The organism is Peribacillus frigoritolerans (assembly GCF_004358755.1).
In the GTDB taxonomy this organism is placed as follows: Bacteria; Bacillota; Bacilli; order Bacillales; family Bacillaceae; genus Bacillus_P.
This window is the reverse complement of the sequence record NZ_SMZY01000001.1, coordinates 97,326-115,192: the sequence shown is the minus strand read 5'-3', so window position 1 is coordinate 115,192 and position 17,867 is coordinate 97,326. Positions and strand designations below refer to the sequence as shown.

General features: G+C 33.2%; 13 protein-coding genes and 1 pseudogene. 2 read left to right on the top strand and 12 right to left on the bottom strand.

Annotation, left to right across the window (positions count from 1 at the left end):
• Positions 1-27: 27 nt before the first annotated feature.
• From E2R53_RS00505 to E2R53_RS00480, 6 genes and pseudogenes are all read right to left on the bottom strand, one after another.
• Positions 28-1,095 carry a GerMN domain-containing protein gene (locus E2R53_RS00505; RefSeq protein WP_133311094.1) on the bottom strand — a complete coding sequence of 356 codons (1,068 nt, stop codon included), beginning with the start codon at positions 1,093-1,095 and terminating at the stop codon, positions 28-30.
• Between the two features lie 513 nt (positions 1,096-1,608).
• Positions 1,609-2,406, bottom strand: coding sequence for a glutamate racemase (gene racE / locus E2R53_RS00500; RefSeq protein WP_133309940.1), 798 nt, complete (start codon positions 2,404-2,406; stop codon positions 1,609-1,611).
• Positions 2,407-2,415: 9 nt separating this feature from the next.
• Positions 2,416-2,868 (bottom strand): MarR family winged helix-turn-helix transcriptional regulator, encoded by a 453-nt coding sequence (locus E2R53_RS00495; RefSeq protein WP_133309939.1) that lies wholly within the window; start codon positions 2,866-2,868, stop codon positions 2,416-2,418.
• A gap of 223 nt (positions 2,869-3,091) precedes the next feature.
• Positions 3,092-3,181: pseudogene (gerE, locus tag E2R53_RS00490) on the bottom strand (spore germination transcription factor GerE); the annotation flags it as partial.
• A 16-nt stretch (positions 3,182-3,197) separates the two neighbouring features.
• Complete coding sequence (locus E2R53_RS00485) at positions 3,198-4,772, bottom strand: recombinase family protein (protein WP_133309938.1); 1,575 nt, start codon at positions 4,770-4,772, stop codon at positions 3,198-3,200.
• 735 nt (positions 4,773-5,507) lie between these two features.
• The gene (locus E2R53_RS00480) at positions 5,508-5,813 is read right to left on the bottom strand and encodes a helix-turn-helix domain-containing protein (RefSeq protein WP_286166028.1); all 306 of its coding nucleotides are present in this window, start codon (positions 5,811-5,813) and stop codon (positions 5,508-5,510) included.
• Positions 5,814-5,939: 126 nt separating this feature from the next.
• Between E2R53_RS00480 and E2R53_RS00475 the strand changes: the two genes are divergently transcribed.
• Positions 5,940-7,109, top strand: coding sequence for an AIPR family protein (locus E2R53_RS00475; RefSeq protein WP_133309937.1), 1,170 nt, complete (start codon positions 5,940-5,942; stop codon positions 7,107-7,109).
• 659 nt (positions 7,110-7,768) lie between these two features.
• Here the strand turns inward: E2R53_RS00475 and E2R53_RS00470 are convergent.
• The 3 genes from E2R53_RS00470 to E2R53_RS00460 are packed head-to-tail and all read right to left on the bottom strand — an operon-like array spanning position 7,769 to position 12,915.
• On the bottom strand, positions 7,769-9,670 hold the full coding sequence (locus tag E2R53_RS00470) for a hypothetical protein (RefSeq protein ID WP_133309936.1): 1,902 nt from the start codon (positions 9,668-9,670) through the stop codon (positions 7,769-7,771).
• Positions 9,654-11,642 carry an McrB family protein gene (locus E2R53_RS00465; RefSeq protein ID WP_133309935.1) on the bottom strand — a complete coding sequence of 663 codons (1,989 nt, stop codon included), beginning with the start codon at positions 11,640-11,642 and terminating at the stop codon, positions 9,654-9,656. Before E2R53_RS00465 ends, E2R53_RS00470 begins: the two co-directional genes overlap by 17 nt.
• The gene (locus E2R53_RS00460) at positions 11,626-12,915 is read right to left on the bottom strand and encodes a hypothetical protein (protein WP_133309934.1); all 1,290 of its coding nucleotides are present in this window, start codon (positions 12,913-12,915) and stop codon (positions 11,626-11,628) included. The genes E2R53_RS00465 and E2R53_RS00460 overlap by 17 nt, the downstream gene beginning before the upstream one ends.
• A gap of 310 nt (positions 12,916-13,225) precedes the next feature.
• On the opposite strand from E2R53_RS00460, the gene E2R53_RS00455 reads away from it, so the two are divergent.
• Positions 13,226-13,522 (top strand): ArsR/SmtB family transcription factor, encoded by a 297-nt coding sequence (locus tag E2R53_RS00455; protein WP_133309933.1) that lies wholly within the window; start codon positions 13,226-13,228, stop codon positions 13,520-13,522.
• A gap of 5 nt (positions 13,523-13,527) precedes the next feature.
• Here E2R53_RS00455 and E2R53_RS00450 read toward each other — a convergent pair whose 3' ends face one another.
• The 3 genes from E2R53_RS00450 to E2R53_RS00440 all read right to left on the bottom strand — a co-directional run bounded on the left by E2R53_RS00450 (position 13,528) and on the right by E2R53_RS00440 (position 17,827).
• Entirely contained in the window at positions 13,528-14,019 is a 492-nt protein-coding gene (locus E2R53_RS00450; protein ID WP_133309932.1) for a hypothetical protein, read from the bottom strand.
• A gap of 674 nt (positions 14,020-14,693) precedes the next feature.
• The gene (locus E2R53_RS00445; protein ID WP_286166102.1) at positions 14,694-16,295 is read right to left on the bottom strand and encodes a recombinase family protein; all 1,602 of its coding nucleotides are present in this window, start codon (positions 16,293-16,295) and stop codon (positions 14,694-14,696) included.
• A 26-nt stretch (positions 16,296-16,321) separates the two neighbouring features.
• Positions 16,322-17,827 (bottom strand): recombinase family protein, encoded by a 1,506-nt coding sequence (locus E2R53_RS00440; RefSeq protein ID WP_133309930.1) that lies wholly within the window; start codon positions 17,825-17,827, stop codon positions 16,322-16,324.
• Positions 17,828-17,867: the final 40 nt, after the last annotated feature.

The window sequence follows — 17,867 nt, the reverse complement described above, 5'->3', positions numbered from 1 at the left end:
TCTATATAGTATATCAAAAATCAGCGATTAAAAACTACCTGTGTTCACATTGACTGGACGTGAGACAGGTTCAGTCATCTTTTTGCCTTCTTCATTTACAAGCTCTGCTTTTCCGTCAACCGTTAATACAACGTTTTCAATGCCAGGCTGTTCAGTCAGTGATAAGACAAGGGAATTTAGAACATGAGTTGAAACCATCTTTTTCTCTTCATCTGCACTTCCATAAATGGACTCGTTGAAATTCAGAGTGACAGTGCCGTCTTCCACTTTAGGTTCTTCAAGAAGCTTCACATCCTTCTGCATGTCAGTGAGCAATGCTTGTGAGATGTTCGGTTCCTCTGTTAATTTTTTCACCACAGCTGCTATTGGATCTTCTTCGTCATTGCTTACCCGCGTCGTTACAGGTACATAGTATGTCTGATCGTTATGCTGGGCTGTATAGTAAACCGTCAGAGGCTTTGTATTCGTAATATCCATAACACCCGCTGTATCCAGATTGATGCCGTCAGCACGGCTCAGCTCGCTGCTGATCGGTGTGCCCCCTACAGGCATTTCATTTTGTTCATGACCGTTAATCATAATTTTTACTGTTTTGACTGAGTCAAATTGAGTCAATGTCCAAGTAATCGACTGAAGGATTTTCAGCTCATCTTCGGCTTGATAGTTTTTAAACTCTTTAGAAAAGTCAACGATGGCAGTACCATCTTTAACATTCACATCCACTTGAGTATCCTGAGGGATAACGGCTCTGAAGCCATCAGGAAGGATATTGCTGACTGGTCCGCCCTCTACAAGGTATTCAAGAACCTGTTTGGCTACTCCTTCTTGCTTTGGCAGGTCAAATGTCTGGGCAACAACAAGCCCGTTGCTGTCAATCAAGTATAACTGCCTAGTATAGGTTTCTGCAGACTCTTCTCCTTTTTCACCCTCTGCTGTTGTTTTTTCTTCTTTCAGAGTTTCTTCGTTCCCTTTATCAGCATCTTCTGTGTATGAAACATCTTGCGGAGGATCGATTTCCTTTGCTTTTTCCCCGCCGAATAATCCGCATCCTGACAAGAGCAGCGTCGATGTTACAACAGTAGCAGCAATCTTCATGTTTCTAGTTTGAGACATACAATTCCCTCCTAAGGCAGTTTGTACTACTATGTATACGAGCTGTTTATTGAATTAGACCGAATTTGAAAAGAATTTTTGTACTAAGAAAAGCGGAAGCGCCCGTTTAGCGCAGACAGACGGATCCGTTCTGGCCGAGGAGTTGGGCGATGGAGCTAGACAATAAGAAAAGCGGACCTACTGGTCAGACCCGAAAGACAAATAAGGATCCGGCTGAAAAGGCGCTTATTGCTTTACAGACGGAGCCGTTTTGGCCGAGGGGCTAGGAGGTGGAGCTGGACAACATGAAAAGCGGAACCGACTGTTCACAGGCCGAGGAGAAAATACCGAATTGATGGGGTCCAACTTAATTGGAGGGGTTTTAGAATTAATTCATGGGGTTTCCGAATTAATTGGAGGGGTTTCCAATTTAATTGGAGGATTTTGTTCTGGCCGTGGGGCTAGGCGGTGGAGCTGGACAACACGAAAAGAGGAACCGGCAATCGGCTCCTCTTTTTACAGCGTAATAGATTTTACATTTTCAACAGGCTGCTCAAACAGCTGAGAAGCAATCCTCTGGAAAAGCTCCTTTGATCCAGTCGTTAAAAACAAATGATGATTCTCTTCCTGCGTCTCATTCAATGCTCCTTTATAAGACAGGATTGTACTGACTTCACGGGCTGTTTCATCACCAGAGCTGATAATTTTCACTTTGGGACCCATATAATCCTCAATTAACGTCTTTAAGACCGGATAATGCGTACATCCAAGAATAAGAGTATCAATCGGCTGATCTTTTAAAGGAAAAAGAGATTCACGTACAATGGATACAGCATAATCGTTTTCGTAATCTCCGCTTTCTACAAGCGGAACAAATGCAGGGCATGCCAAGCTCTCGACTTCGACTGTCTTCTTAATCGTTTTAAGAGCCTTCTCATATGCACGGCTTGCAACTGTATTAACCGTTCCAATAACGCCGATATGATTGTTTCTGGTGACTTTAATCGCTGTTCTTGCTCCAGGGAAAACGACGCCTACTACAGGGATATCAAGCTCTTCCTGGATTTCCTGCAATGCAATGGCTGTTGCCGTGTTGCAGGCGATCACAAGCATTTTTATATGGTGATTTGACAAGAGATAATTCGTCATTTGCCAAGTAAATGACCGAACCTCTTCAAGCGGTCTCGGTCCATATGGGCATCTCGCCGTATCACCTAAGTAGATGATGTCTTCGTTTGGTAACTGCCTCATGATTTCGCGTGCAACGGTCAGCCCGCCGACACCGGAATCAATGACGCCAATTGCTCTGTTCAAAAAATCGCCTCATTCTTCTCTCATTTCTAGGTGTAATTTCAATAATGAGCTTTCAAGCTGGATGATTTCTTGCATATCATAATTTTTGATTACATTTTTTAAGTATTGTTGACGCTTTTGTATAACTTCTTCAATGATGCGCTGGCCTTCTTCAAGAAGATGCACTCTCACAACCCTTCGGTCATTCGCGTCTTTGATCCTTACCACCAGTTTGTTTTTTTCCATTCGGTCAACAAGATCTGTGGTGGTGCTGCATGCGAGGTACATTTTATTAGATAATTCACCGACTGTCATGTCGCCATGTTCGGAAAGCCATTGGAGCGCTACGAATTGAGGCGGTGTAATCGGGAATTGATTAAGAATCTCCCGTCCCTTCTGTTTGACCATAACAGAAATATGTCTCAGGGATTTCTCCATATCAGCGACCATTTTATCACTTACTACATCATTATGAACTGTCATCAGCAACCCTCACTCATTCAATCTGACCGCACGGAATGAAATTTAACAGTAGGAATGTGCGTATCATATCCATTTTGTATGTTTTCGCTGAAAATTGCAAGTTTCATATTTTAGATGTCCGATTTGAAAAATAAGAAATGGCATAGTCAGTTTGGCGCAGCCCCGATTTTTCTGCACAGAAATAATAACCGGCTACCCTTAAAGCAAGGTCAGCCGGTACGTATTAGAGCTCAAGTTCACCCATACGAAGGAGCTCAACAACAGCTTGTGATCTCCCCTTAACACCAAGCTTTTGCATCGCATTCGTAATGTGTTTTGAATACCTATAATCAGTGCAAAGTGCCGAAAGGAGTGAAGACTTCGACTTCTCCCACTTTATTCACTAAGATCTCGTCAATACAGGCTTTTAAAATGAAGCGAAGTTCATCTTTGTCTTGGGTATCTAAATTAACTAATCGATCAAGAGCTTCTTTCATTTCCTTTTTAATGGAAGCACTGTTATCTTCGATTTCTTTATCGCGTTCATGAAGTGCCAGTTGTTCTTGGCTGTTCTTTAAATCCTTTTCTAATTCCTTTTTTTCAAATTGATATTGTTCTTCATCGATTTCTCCCAGCTTAAAGTCTTTTCTTAGCTCAAAAAGAAATTTCCTTAGATTTTGTATCTTTTTGTTGAGCTGATTTTTCTTATTTTGTATCTTTTGAGGTTTTTCATTGTTTTTTAGATTAGACTCAGCAGCTATCTTTTCACAGTCGATTACTTTTTGAAATTGCTTACTCAGATAGGATAAGATGTCATTCAAGAACGGCTCAAAAGGGATCCAAAGACCGTTTTCACAACCGTGTTTTCCAGAACGTTTACGAGTTGAACATACAAGGTACCTATATTCCTGACCGTCTTTTCCTTTTTTTCCGGACTTAGTCACTACAAGGGAATTTCCACAATGCGAGCATCTTACAACTCCGGAAAGAACATTCTTTACATTTCTACGACCGCCTCTTTTTCCACCGCCTCGCTCTAAACGAATTTGTTGAGCTTTACTAAAGATTTCGTTAGGGATAATAGCTTCCCAGTTTTTCTCTTCATTCGATTCCCAATCTTCTTTATTTTTTTGAACAAGCTTTTTGGAATGATCATGTATATTATCTTCATTATTGTATATTTTCTTAGATGTATATTTACCAAAAACATTCTTACCAGTATATGCTTCATTTTGAAGTATACGTTGTATAGTAGTAACCTGCCACAAATTCCCTTTTGGAGAAGGGATTTCACGATCGTTCAAATTGTTAACAATGCTCTTTTCTCCCATGTGGTTATGTACATATAGGTCAAATATGGTTTTGACTACTTCAGCGTTTTCAGGAATAACAGCTAAACTTTTTCGGTGATCATCCGTTCTTATTTTTTTATAACCAAAGGGGGCTATGCTGCCTGTAAAATTGCCTTTTCTTGCACTTTGCCGAATCCCCCTTCTAGAGGAAAGGGCGATTTGTTCAGATAACTTTTGGTTGACTGCAGTTATTAACTGGAACTTCAGTTCATCAGTATCAATTTTTGAATCGAACGCTTCCTCTATAGAAATAACCCGAACACCATACATTTCCACTAGTTTACGTTTCATAGTAAGGGCATCCATCATATCACGAGAAAAACGTGATAAGGACGAAAAAATCACTGTATTAAAAAAACCTTTATTTGCGTCATCAAGCAGGTTTTGTATCTCTTTTCGTCGAATCATGCTTGTTCCTGAATCGCGGTCTTCATAAACATAGCCAACTTGTAAATCTTCAGCTACGGCTTTTTCTTCACATAACATACGCTGATGTTCCGGTGAATCCTTCTGTGATGATTTTAATGTAGAAACACGTACGTAAATAGCTGCTACGTGATTATTGTTTCCCATAGCTCTTCTTCCTTTCCAACATTCAATACCTAAAAAAACAGCCCGCAATATGGCGGGCTTTAAGCTTTTGCGTTTAACAACACTTTACTAACCGTGTACTGAATTAATTTCTCTATAACTTCTTTATCAGAACGAGTGGATTTTTTGAAGACGAGTATATAATTCTTCTTCATAGGTGTACTCCCCCTCGGAATATACCTATGTACCGAGGATTTGTCCTATATCCGTATATTTATATTTTAATTTTGTTACTTCCTATTTTACTAATTCACCATTGAATATTACATCAACAAGTTTTTCCAATAGGAAATATTATAAATTTTCTAATTGCGGGAAAAAAGGTGTGGGAAAAACTACAATAATAATTAGTGTGTATAAGTCATTTCTTCGTTCATTTTGGTTAAAAAACATGTACGAAGAAACTAGGACAATGGACACCTGTATTTGGCAATTAAGAAATGTCGCTAATGGCAGTATATTTTTCGAATGAAAATAAGGCTGAATAACAAGTAATGAATAAAATCTTGTTTATTCAGCCTTTATTTAATACATACGCTTATTCCATTTACGCTACCCGTTAGTTCAACAAAAAAAGTAGCTACTTATCTTCTTAACTCAAACCATTTTAAGTTCAAAAACAATATTGCCCAAAATCCATTTAAAAATAACGCCTAAAATGGGCATTTTTTTTATTATCGAAGGCAAAAAAAGAGTGCCTTGTTGAGAACCTTTCTCCTAGTTTCGATTACTATTTTCAGAAGGCAAAATATATTCTTCTATAGCGTTTATTAAAGTTGAAAAATCAACTTCTAAAGCAACGGATAAATATTTCAATGTTACTAAGCTAGGCATATTGTATCCATTTTCAATATTTGATAACGATTTTTCAGATATCCAATCAACAGGTAATAATTGCTTATTAATTCGATCATCAATGAAATATTGCCTTGATTTCTTTTCAAGAGAAAGTGCTAATCTGTATTCTTTAATAATATTTCCTAGGTTTATTGCATGTTCAGTTAATAGTTGTTTTTTTGTCATATATTTATTTTAACAAAAAAATTTTAAAAAGGAACTACGGTTCCTTTTTAAAATTGGATTATTAAGGTAAGATTTAATTAACGCTTAGCACAAATGCTCAAGCGAAAAAAATTAGGAGGTATTCAAATGAATACAAAATTTAGAGTAAAAACAGTACGAACAATCGCATCACCATCAAATCCAGACGTTACAACTTATTATGCGTGGACAGAATTTCAAGATTTACCACAAGGTATTTCTTTAGAAGTAAATCCCCGAAAACCTAAAATGAATACATCTGTAGCTAAACAACTAATTACAGCTGTTAAAAGCACGGATAATTATTTTGACCTTAATAACCGTGGTATTGTTATTACCGCAAATAACTTTAAATTCCATACAAACGATAGTATGGCTGAATTAGACTTAGGGGATGATCCAAAAAAGTTTGGTATCCTCGATGGCGGTCACACGTATCAAGCGATTATTGAAAATCGCATCCATTTACCTGAAACTACAAAAAAATATGTTAAATTAGAGATTCTAATTGGGAAAGATTTAGATGTAGCTGCACTAGCAGATGCACGAAACACATCTGCTCAAGTTAGTGACCTTGCACTATTCGAACTAGATGATAAATTTGATTTTGTTAAAGAAGCAATAAAAAATGAAATTTATGCAAATGAAATTGCTTTTAAAGATAATGATAACAAACGTATTCCTATCATCGAATTATTAAAGCTAATGTTTGCTTTTAATATTAAACGTTTTCCAGATGATAGTAGTGCTCCTGTTTCAACATATTCTGCTAAACATTCTGTATTTAAAGATTACAAAAAAGAATTTGACAGTAATCCTAATATCTACAAGCAATTAGCTTTACAGATTCCTAAACTTGTCGAATTGTACGAAAAAATCCAAACTGAATTACCAGAAAAATATCAAGAATTTAAAAATGAAGATGGTAAAACTGGTCGTTTCGGAAGTGTTCGGGGTGTTGAGAACAATGGTAACTTCTCAACATTATTTACTCAAAAAACACTTTCTTATGAAATCTCTATTGGATTTATTCTTCCTATCTTCGGTGCTTTTAGAGCACTATTAAAAGAAAAAGATGGTTTTTTAGAATGGAACTTTGACCCAATTCAAATTTGGGAAAAAGCTGGTCTTCGTTTAGTACAAAACACTTTTGATACAGATACAAACCCTCAACAAGTAGGTAAAAGTAAAACTCTTTGGCAATCAAATTATCGAATTGTAGATAGTATCCAAAAAGATTTACTATTAGCATACTTTATGGAACAAAAAAACAATTAAAAAAATAAGCCCTCCCTCTTTTAAAAGAAGGGAGAGGGCTTATTATTATAAATAGGGGTAGCGTCAGAAAAATGCGGATTTACATCATGAAGCATAAAAATCTCAGAACACTGGTAAATCAGCATTCTGAGATTTTTTCTTATGCTATTCCAATAAGGATTGAAATGTAAAAAGAATAAATGCAGAAGTAAGAAGATGGATTTCATCCCCTCTTATTCCACTAACCTGCCCCGTTAAAACAATTAGCATAGCTTGACAATTATTTATAAATATAAGCATCTATACAGTTCTACCTTGAGTAATGATTCGAAATCATTAATAAACATACTGCCAAAACATACATTATTTAATTGCCAGAAACAGACACCTTTAATTAATGCAAATCTACATAATGCAAATCTACATCATTCTTAACGAAGAAAAATACTTCTTTTGTAAGGATTTGTTAATTGAATTAAAAATCTAGGATAATGAATTAAATAATATGTTTTTATCCAAATAAGCCTGCAACTCAATAACAGCAAAATCGGCTTGTTTATTCCTGTATAAATAAAAACGATAAACATAATCTCATCAACTAAAGGCACCCCTTCTATATGGGGTGCCTATTTTATCTTTTTCCTTTTTGAACTTTTTAGATGAACCTAGAAAAATTCAGATTAATTTGATACTTTTTGAGTTCTAGAATAATTTCTTCCTTCAATCCATTCGTGCATAGTATTTGATAGTTCAATATGACCTATAATACGAAATTCATCAAAGTCATCTACTAATTCAGGATAAAGTTGAATAAATGTAAAAGGTCTGTTAACAGTTAATACTTCGTTATTACTGTCTTTGGAATATAAACACACCACCCGGCTTACACAGTGAGCATAGGGAGTGAATGTGTTCTCTCCTCTATAAAAAATACTAGAATAACTTGAAAGTTGGTGCTTGGTGGTATTAAAATAACTGCTTTTATATAAAGATTTCATTTTACGATACTTTGAATCCATTACAAAGCTATCTCTGAACCAATAAGTTTCATCGTCCTGTTTGTGGTAGTAGTCTAATTTTATGTCTGGACGCCTTTTATCTTGAAAAGAATAAAAATTCTCATCTCTTTCTTCAGCCTCTTTATCATCAAAAGCCAAATATTTATCAAACCAAATATGAATGATTGAATTTTTATTTTCCATAATAAATTGTTTTCCTTCGGGAATACCCTCTTGATTATAAACATTAATAAAGTTTTGTGTTATTCCCTCAGTTAAGGTGTATCCATCTTCTTTTAATATCTCCATGACTTTAAATAGACAAAAATACTCAAATATTTTCCATGTAGGTTTTAAAATAGGGACGTACTTTTTCTTATCTCCTTCATTTTTCTGTATTTTCTTAGACTCGTTAAAAAGGTCACTAAAAACTCGATATGGATGTTTTTTAAGTATCGGCTTTGACTTTCCTCGATCAACATCACTAAGAAAAGCGTGTGTTAGCAGCCATGAAAATCGGTCTTGGATAGTTTCTAAATCTTTTTTCCACAAACCCAAGGTCTTTTTTAATACTTTATATTTATGAATATTTTGTTTTGCAATTTTAATTTTAGTCCACATTTGATTAATTTGGGGTTTTGCCACATCTCTTTTAGTAAAAAGCTTTTCAGTCGAGGCTTCATATTGCTTAATGCTCACTTCCTCAGTATGGATATCCTTTACTAGCTTACTATAATCACTAACAATCTCACTTTGTACTATATTAAGATCTTTCATCCACAACAAAATAGTATCCTTCAGCCATTGATTTTCTTTATTGTTGGTTAAAAGGATTTTCTTTTTATTATTATGGTAAACATATGGTTGTAGCCCAAGATTTTTTGCTATTCCTTTAGAAGTCATAAACCACCTTTGTGATTTAGAATCCACTTTACCTGGTATGTTAGAAATAATATTTGTTCCAATTACGTTTTTAGAAGGATCACGTTCTATAGAAAACAAACTAAAGATAATGCTCTGTTTATTGTGTTGAATAAATCGAGCATAATCATAGTACCAATAAGATGATAAGTCTTCTGTAATTGGTTTTGATAGGGAATTATTACTGTAAATAAAATCATAAATTATACCTTCCACAGACTTTTCTAGATAGTCGTGAATCCACTGAACTTGGCTTACAAGTAAATGCAATGGCTCTACCATAAATCCTGTAAAATATCGTTCCCCTTTGTAGACAACTTCGATTATATAAATGCCCATTCTCCAAGGATATACTTCTTGATCTTTCGCTCGATAAAACCATTCAATATTATCATCATTATTTGAAAGAGGTATCTTTCGCACCTCTTGTTCTTCTAGTTCATCGTATAAAGAAGTTTCCACACGAATATAAGCATTTTCGTCGAAATCATTTTCATCTTCTACAAAAAATTGTATTCCAGTGGGTAAATTTTCACCTACTGAGATAAGTTCATCTCTATTTATTGAATAATCCGACCACACATGACTAATATCTTCTTTATAATTGTTACCTTTGAATACTATTTGAAAGGGAAGAGCATCAGAATTACAGTGTATAGCCATTTCTCATCAACTCTTTCGCTTTTTGCTCTAAAAAGTTTAGTGATATTCCAAATTTTTCTTCTTCTGTATCTAGAATCAATCCAATCAAACCATGGTTGTATGTCTGTGTTTCCTCGTCATAAACACCAATTACTTTTTCAATCTGATCTCTGTGCCCTCTGATTTTCGACAAAACCCTTTGTTTTATTTGGTAATCAAATGCAACATCTCGAGACATTAATAGGTTTTCATCTTGATCTTCGGGGATATTTTCAAGGTATGTTCCTATAGCTTTCGCAATACGAAAGGATACTCCTGTCTGCGAGTCAAAACTACTAATTACGTCATGAATACTTTCGAGAATATCAAGCTCTGCATCATCAATAGATATTAATCCAGTTTTATCTTTAACCCATTCCCTATATCGATTAGAATCAATTTTTAAATTTTTTAGTCGTTTCAATTCCTCTTGATCTGTCTTGTATGATTCTCTTTGACGTTTAGCTTGAATAAAGTTTGTTTTTTCTAGTCGTATGACATTGGTGCGATCTAATACACGATTACTAAAATCTTTTGTGGTTTCATCAAAATTTACTGTTCCGACCATCAAAACGTTATTTCCAATCTTAATGCCCTTTCTATACTCTTCTTGATGACTAAAACTTTTTTCACTGAACAATTTTAGTATTCTGTCCTCTTCTGGAAGTTCAAGTAATGATATAAAATCACTAAAATAATGTTCAACTTGTCCAAGATTCATTTCATCGAAAATAACCATATGTAATTTCTTAGGGTTATTTTCTGCTTGCTTTAGAAAAGATACTAATCCAGTATCACTTTCCATATAAATACCACTTTGTTGATTTAAAAAACCAAGAATATCTGAAGGTTCAGTGTATCCCGGACTGACAGGGACAATTAATAAATTTTTTCCTAAATGAAGTCCTAGAGCTTCTGCATAAAGTCTAGCTAATTCTGTTTTACCAGTACCACTCATTCCTCCAAGTACAGTAAAATAGTTGGTTTTTAAAGCAGTATGAAAATTAATTAGGTCTTCTTCCATATAAACTAAATCTTTCTCAATTGCTAAATCATTTAATAATTTTATGAATTCATATTCAGACATAAAATCTTTTACATTAGAATCTGGTGATTTTGTTGTATGAGAGTTGGATTTCTTCTCTTCTTCTTTCTCATATATATCAGTACCCTCAGAATCAAATTCATCTCTTAATTTCCCTGCAAAATCACTAGTAATAAATGAGATTTCCCTATGCTCACCTACATGATTAAAAGACCATTTGGCTGATAATGGCATAACTTTTATCATTTCTGGTTTTTTACAAACATATGTGTTAGGGTTAGTTTCTATTTTTTTTAGAATGTCAGAGTCTGGTATATGGTAAATATGTCTGTCACAAACAATAAATTCTGGCAGCTCCATAAAATGGTTGTATTGATGTAATTGAAAAGGTCGCCCTTCCTGTAATATTTTATTAAATCTATTAGACGGCATACCTTTTCGGATATATGGAACAGGTAAATATGTATAGCCCTTTAACTCATCATTTTCTACCAAAACAATGTCAAAATTGTAATGGTAAAGGCTTTTAGAGGAATCATAAGATAATCTCGGTTTAAATAATATTAGTTTTCCTTCAAAATGATCCCTTAAGAATTCCAATCGATTTTCAGCTTGAAAATATTTAATAGATTCTAAGTAAGTTCTGTTATGGTTATCAAAAGAGATATATTTTTCATCACTCAATTTCCCTAATTTTTGAGAAAGAATTTCTGGCTCTGCAGACAGTGGTTGGATGTAATAAACAACCCTTTCCGGATCTTTCCCTCGCGTAAATGTAACCGCCTTCATTTCTTCTCCTAGTTTAGGTAAACGATCACTATCTTCTGCAAGTCTTCCTAGTATATAACAATTCTCTACATCTCTTTTTTCAACTCCAGTTATTTGCTCCGAATTAAAAGTTGTAGTCATATAGTTTCGTCTCCCTTTCAAATGTCCATTTAATAATTTGTTCTAAGTATTCAAGTTCACTGAATCCATAAAGTTCCTCGTACTCTAAATCGTTCTTGTCAAGAAAGTTTTTCATATTCGACCACTCATGGGAATGAAAAAATGCATTTCGCGTTAAGAAAATAGTTTTATTTCTCAACAACTCTTCTTTTCCCTGTTTTTTAATATCCTTTAACGCCTTGATTGTCATACTGTTATTCTTCAGGTAAGGTCCTAAGTCAAATGAATCTCCTCCAGCTACTATAAATTCATCTTTGATCTTCTCACTAAAACTTTCAAAGAATTTAAGATATAAATTAAAGGAATCTATTTTCCCAGTTAATAGTTCAAATTTTTCTTGTGTATCTTTTTTATCATTTAATGCTTTTTCTAAGTTTAAACGTAAATTGTTATTCTGGATTACTAACTGGGAGTTTGCACTTTTTAATTCTGGTAATTCTTTAGCAATTTCTGATGTTAGTGTTAAATTATTACATAATAAATTTTGCCTTTTCTCTGATAAAATCAACTCTACTCCATCTGACATAATTTTATAATCACTATTAGAGTAATTATCATTATGATATAAAAATGCTAATAAAAGTAAGTATTGAACATCCTTGTGGGTTTCCATTAGTAATTTGTAAAGGGAAAGATCGTCAATTTGTTGTGTTAGAAGAATAAATTCTTCCAATGTTTTGCTCTCATTATCATTCAGGGAATAAGAAAAATCCTCCAATGTGCTTTTAAGATTAGGATATTTATTATATAAAAGATGTGTACTTACAAAATTGTTGATTTTCTCATATGTGCTACTTTCTTTGTATCCCTGAAAACCATAGAATATGAATTTATCTAATTTGGAGTTTTCAAGCATTTTATGAAGTTGTTCTTTATAAATATCTGGAAATAAACTATAAAGGAGAGCGACAGAGACAAAGGGTTTATTCCCGTAATATATTTCGGATTTCTCTAAAAAAAGTTCAAAGTTAATATCATTCCATAGTATATTCTTATTCATATACTCTTTTGCTACACCTTCTAACAGAGATTCGTATGTTAGAGGCTTTTTACCTCGTTTATTTTTCCCTCCATTAAATCCACTTCTTAATGTATTCTTTATTGCTGCATGAACCCGGTTAGCAGGGGCATTATCGGGCCTTTTAAATCCCTCCACTGGAATTTTATGAATTTTACAAACTGCTACTAAATCGTCTGGTTTAAGCAATGTTAAATACCATTCATATTCAAGCATAATATCCTCCTTTTCTGGCGTATCTAAAATTTTACACTTATTGTAGGTAAATGGAAATAGATTGAGAAGTATTATTAAAAATATTTCGAATAATATTTACAACTTATTTCAATAAAATTATTTATTGTAAGAGATTGTACCTATTTAGAATTTAAAAGAAAAGTGCACCATATGACGGGAAGGAACCTCATCTAGTGCAAACAGAAATATTACATTTTATTTAAGTGCTTTTCAAAACTATTACCCATGAATGAATAAATAGATTATTGTTAAGACTTTTAAGAAGTATTAAGCAAAGGGAGCAATTAAAATGCAGACATCATACTTCAGCGAAGAAGAGATAGAAAAACTGACTAAATTTATGCAAGCAATGTCTGACCCTACACGTTTAAAAATCCTAAGTTTATTACACGCAGCAGATCAAAATGTTTCTGATATTGTATCTAAGCTAGATATTTCACAATCAGCTGTTTCCCACCAGCTTAAGATCCTAAAGAATGCCCAGCTAGTAAATGGGATACGTGTAGGTCAGACAGTTCGCTATTCCTTAGTAAATCAATTAATGTTAGAAAGAATAACGGAAATCATTAAAGTTAAAACAAGTTAGTTAAACTATTTCTTAATCTCATCAGTCGAATTTCCCTCATCGAATAAAGAAATCTGACCTTCTGAAACTGCAGGTTTGCTAACTCTCTTCTTATTTATTTCATTAAATTTCTTGAGCATTGTTTGTTGAGTTTCCGTAATTTCCATAAGAAGTTTTTTTAATGCTGCTATTTCTTCAAACAAACCTCCATTATTTTCCGATGTGCCGTTGAGTTCTACTTGTGTTTTAACTTCTCCAACCTTCGATCTTGAATTAGATATTTCTCTCTCAATGTGCTCTTCACAAAAGATGACACGGTCAATCAATCCAGGTCTTTCTTTTTCAATGTATTTAAATAAGCTATTTTGAGAAATTCTCCAGCCTTCTTTTCGATTTTTAGGTGATTCCCCCTCAATTCTGCCCTCTCTTAACCACCTTGCTACCATTTGTGGAGATTCTGTTATGTAATATTCCTCCAAAATACTTGTTGCTTCAAATAAACTAATGGTCTTATCCAAAAATATCCCTCCATTCACATCTCATTTTATGTTTTGATGGCTAGAAATAGGACAACCGATAGTTTCTTAATTTACATTAGTAACTACTATAAAATTTAATTCAATAAAAAGGTACTTAATTAATTTAAATATTCACCTTTAGTCTTTCTTGAAATTACATTTACTTTACCATGATAACTATTCATGTAGTAATACATAACGTCATTCTCAAGAACTATTCAACCTTATTAATGTAATTACATGTATAATTACATTAGTAATATTATTTAAGTAACTTATTATAAATAAAACATAATCAGACAAAATATAAGTTATTTACTACCTTGCCGAAAAATAAAGTTAATGTTCACCCCTCTGCCGAAATCAAATTCTTTCAAAAAAAGAGCTTGTCCTTTAGCTCCATAATTTTTTTTGGAAAGCCTTAGGACAAGCACTCTTAACGTCATATCACATAATCACCTTACGGCAAAAGGGTAGGTTTAGGATCCTAACCCTACCCTTTTGCCGTAGATATCATTGCATTCCTACCTTATTACCGAAAATTAATGATGCGAATTTTTGTAATAATTTTCTTATAGGCGAGCTATAGATTAATTTTGGTACAAGAGCTTCTCCAATTAATAAAAACCATCTGACTACAATAAATTGCAGCAGATGGTTTTATATTTTGATTTTTAATCAACCTCAATATCTAGAAAGTACTTTGTTTCTAAATTTACCTTCCCATGGATATATAGATTGTACTGGTTTTCAATAATTCTTCCTTGATGTTCATTTTTATTAGTTTCCCATAAATCTTTACTCTCGTTTGACAGGCTAACTTCAATTTTATTGAATAAATGGATAATCAATCTTCTCATTGAATTCTTAGTGCCATTACCGTAAAGCCCATTGTTCATATTTTGCCATAAGCTAAAATCAGACATGATTAATTCTGTGAATTCCTTTTTCTTTAAGATCTCATCAATTTTTAGCCTATTAAGTTTTATTTTCTTACTTGTTTGTTGTTTGTAAACCTGGAGAGAATATAAAATGGAATCATGATCATTCTCTGACATTACTTTCTTTATTTCATTTTCCACTTTTTCTTTTTCTATCAAGTATTTATTAATAACGTTTTTTAAATTCTCAATCTCAAGGTCATATTCTACTAACTCTTTTGTAGCGGATTTAATTACTTCTTTATGAAGGTTAACCGGATCACCATAATGGTTATGATTTTGTAGTAAATTCAGTATAAAGTATATAACATACTTTTCAATTTCTTCTACATCAATGCGAATCTTATACTTTCTCAATTCATTATCACGGCATGGTGGACAAACATAAACTCTCTTTTTATGTTCATCACCTTTTAAGCTCTTGGTACTTTGATTTTTAGGTTTTAGTGGAACTTCACATTCCCTGCAATAAAGAATATCTTTAAGTAAGTATTGTGATGATAAATAATTTGGAGAAACAATTTCTTTCTTTTTTTTCTCGTACATTGACATACAATACTCCCATTCTTCAAACGAAATAACTACTGGAATATCCTTACTCTTCCCCAAAATCCAATCTTTCCTATCATTGATAGAATTATGTGACGTTTTATTCCTTTTATTCATACTTAAATAACCAGAGTAAAACGGATTAATGATAATAGATTTTACTTTTTCTTTAGTCCACTCTAAATCATTATTTTTTTCTTCATTTAAAGCTGCTGCAATTGATTTGAAACCAAGTCCTTCTCTATACAGCTTAAAAGTCAGCTTAACAAATCCAATTTTTTCTGGTTTTATTGTAATTTCTTTCTTGTCTTTATCGTAGCAATACCCAAAAGGAACTTTACCACCTATCCATTTTCCATTTTCAATTTTGTATTTATAATTATCTTTAGTCCTATCTCGTGTAGCGTCGGATTCGAATTTTGTCATTCCATCTTTTAGCAGTTGAGGGACAAGTTCACCATTGTCATAAAGGGTCCGTGGCCCGCTTAAAATTACAGTCACATTATGTTGTGAAAAAAATTCTCTAAGGTAGAGATGTTCTATCGGGTTTCTTGCCAAACGATCATTATTATAAACTATTATGATATTGAATTTCCCATTCTCAGCGTCATCCATTAATGATCTCAACATTAGCCTGTTATGCAAAGTCTTTTTAGTTGCAGATGTTTTCTCATCAATGTATTCTTTAACAATTTTACAATTAAATTCTTTAACAAGAGAATTTGCAGAGTGTAGCTGTGATTTAATATCCTGCTTTTTTGTAGAGTATCGTCCATAAAATACAATAACTTTGTCTTCAGAAAGTACATTTCTTAAATCATTTTTAATGATCGTGTTTCTCCTTTCATATCTTGGAATGGATGTTTGAACATTATATCTACTGCATTGTTTGTAATTTTAATGGTTAGAACGATGTCATGTAATAAGTGTTGTAGTTGAGGGAAGAAAGTTTTTTCGTAACGGAATGGAATTGCTTTATATGTAACCGAGTTGTTTAAGATGCGATCTATAAGACTTACTTCATTCCTGTATTCTTCTTCAAACAGCTCTATTTCTAAGTCTTTTACATTCACAAGACCTTGTAACTCAATTATTTCGTGTTTAAGTTTAATTTTTTCCTCTTTCTTCTTGATATTAATAAATTTCTTTGTCAATTCCATCTGCTTGTTCTCTAGTTTTTTTCTTTCGGAATTCATTAGGTTAATTTCCGTTGTATGTGCTGATTTCTTTTGTTTTAGAAATCTCTTTGTTATCTCCGCCAAATTTTCAGCCATTAAACTCTCAAAAAAAATAATGGCTTGATTAAAAACAAATTGTTCTATTTCTTCTTTAATTAGAGAATGTCTCTTACATTCACAAACATATTTTGGCGTGTCAATTCCATTATTCTTTCTTACTTTCCCTTGAAATTGCTTCATACATGTTGAACAAGTAATTAGCCCATCAAGTAAAAAAATTTGTTTAGACTTATTTGACAATACTTTTTTCCTGCTCATTTGTTCCATTATTTCAATTGCAGCTTCCCATTTTTCTTTTTCAATAATTTTCGTATGTGGAGTACTTTGATATTTAGGAATACCTTGAAATCTCCTAACCCTCATTCCTGAATAAATTGGATTACTTAGCATGTTTTTAATTCCGTTAGAGGTCCATTTTTTATTATTACGTGTTCTGTAACCCGACTTATTGATAAAATTCCTTAAATCGTTCAAAGTTTCGTACTTTCTTGAAAGAATCAGATTGTAGATTTCTTTCACTATTTCAAGTTCATCATTAATCAAAATGATCTTATCTTTAAGATCATTTTGATTTTTATAATCATTAGACTTTATATAGCCGTAGGGCAGAGTCCCTAAAGTACCTTTATTTTCAAAATTGGAACTTTGTGTATTAGAAAGTCTTTCCTTAAGCTGGATTACTTCATGTTCTACTAACCCAGACATAATCAGTTCAATAAATTCTCCAATATTTGTATACAGCATGGGGAACTCACTATCCGCTGCAAATAGTACTTGTACATTATGTTTCTTAAAGAAGAAGTACATCTCCATATACTCTTTAGATCTTCTTGCAAGCCGATCTCTTTTATAGACAATTAAAGTTTCAATCTGATTCTGTTTAATTTCTTCAAAGAGCTTTGACATAGCAGGCCTTTGATTCAGACGCTTTTTAGAAGCTGAAACATTCTCATCTATAAAGAAGTGATTAATTGGAAGTCCTTTGAAAAGTGAAAACTCTTTTATTTTTGCTCTTTGTAAACCTAGGGAATTTTCTTGAAGATCTGAAGAATTTCTTAGGTAAGCCACCGTTCTTTTCATGGATACCCTCCCAAAAATGAATCTTTACACATCTAAATTT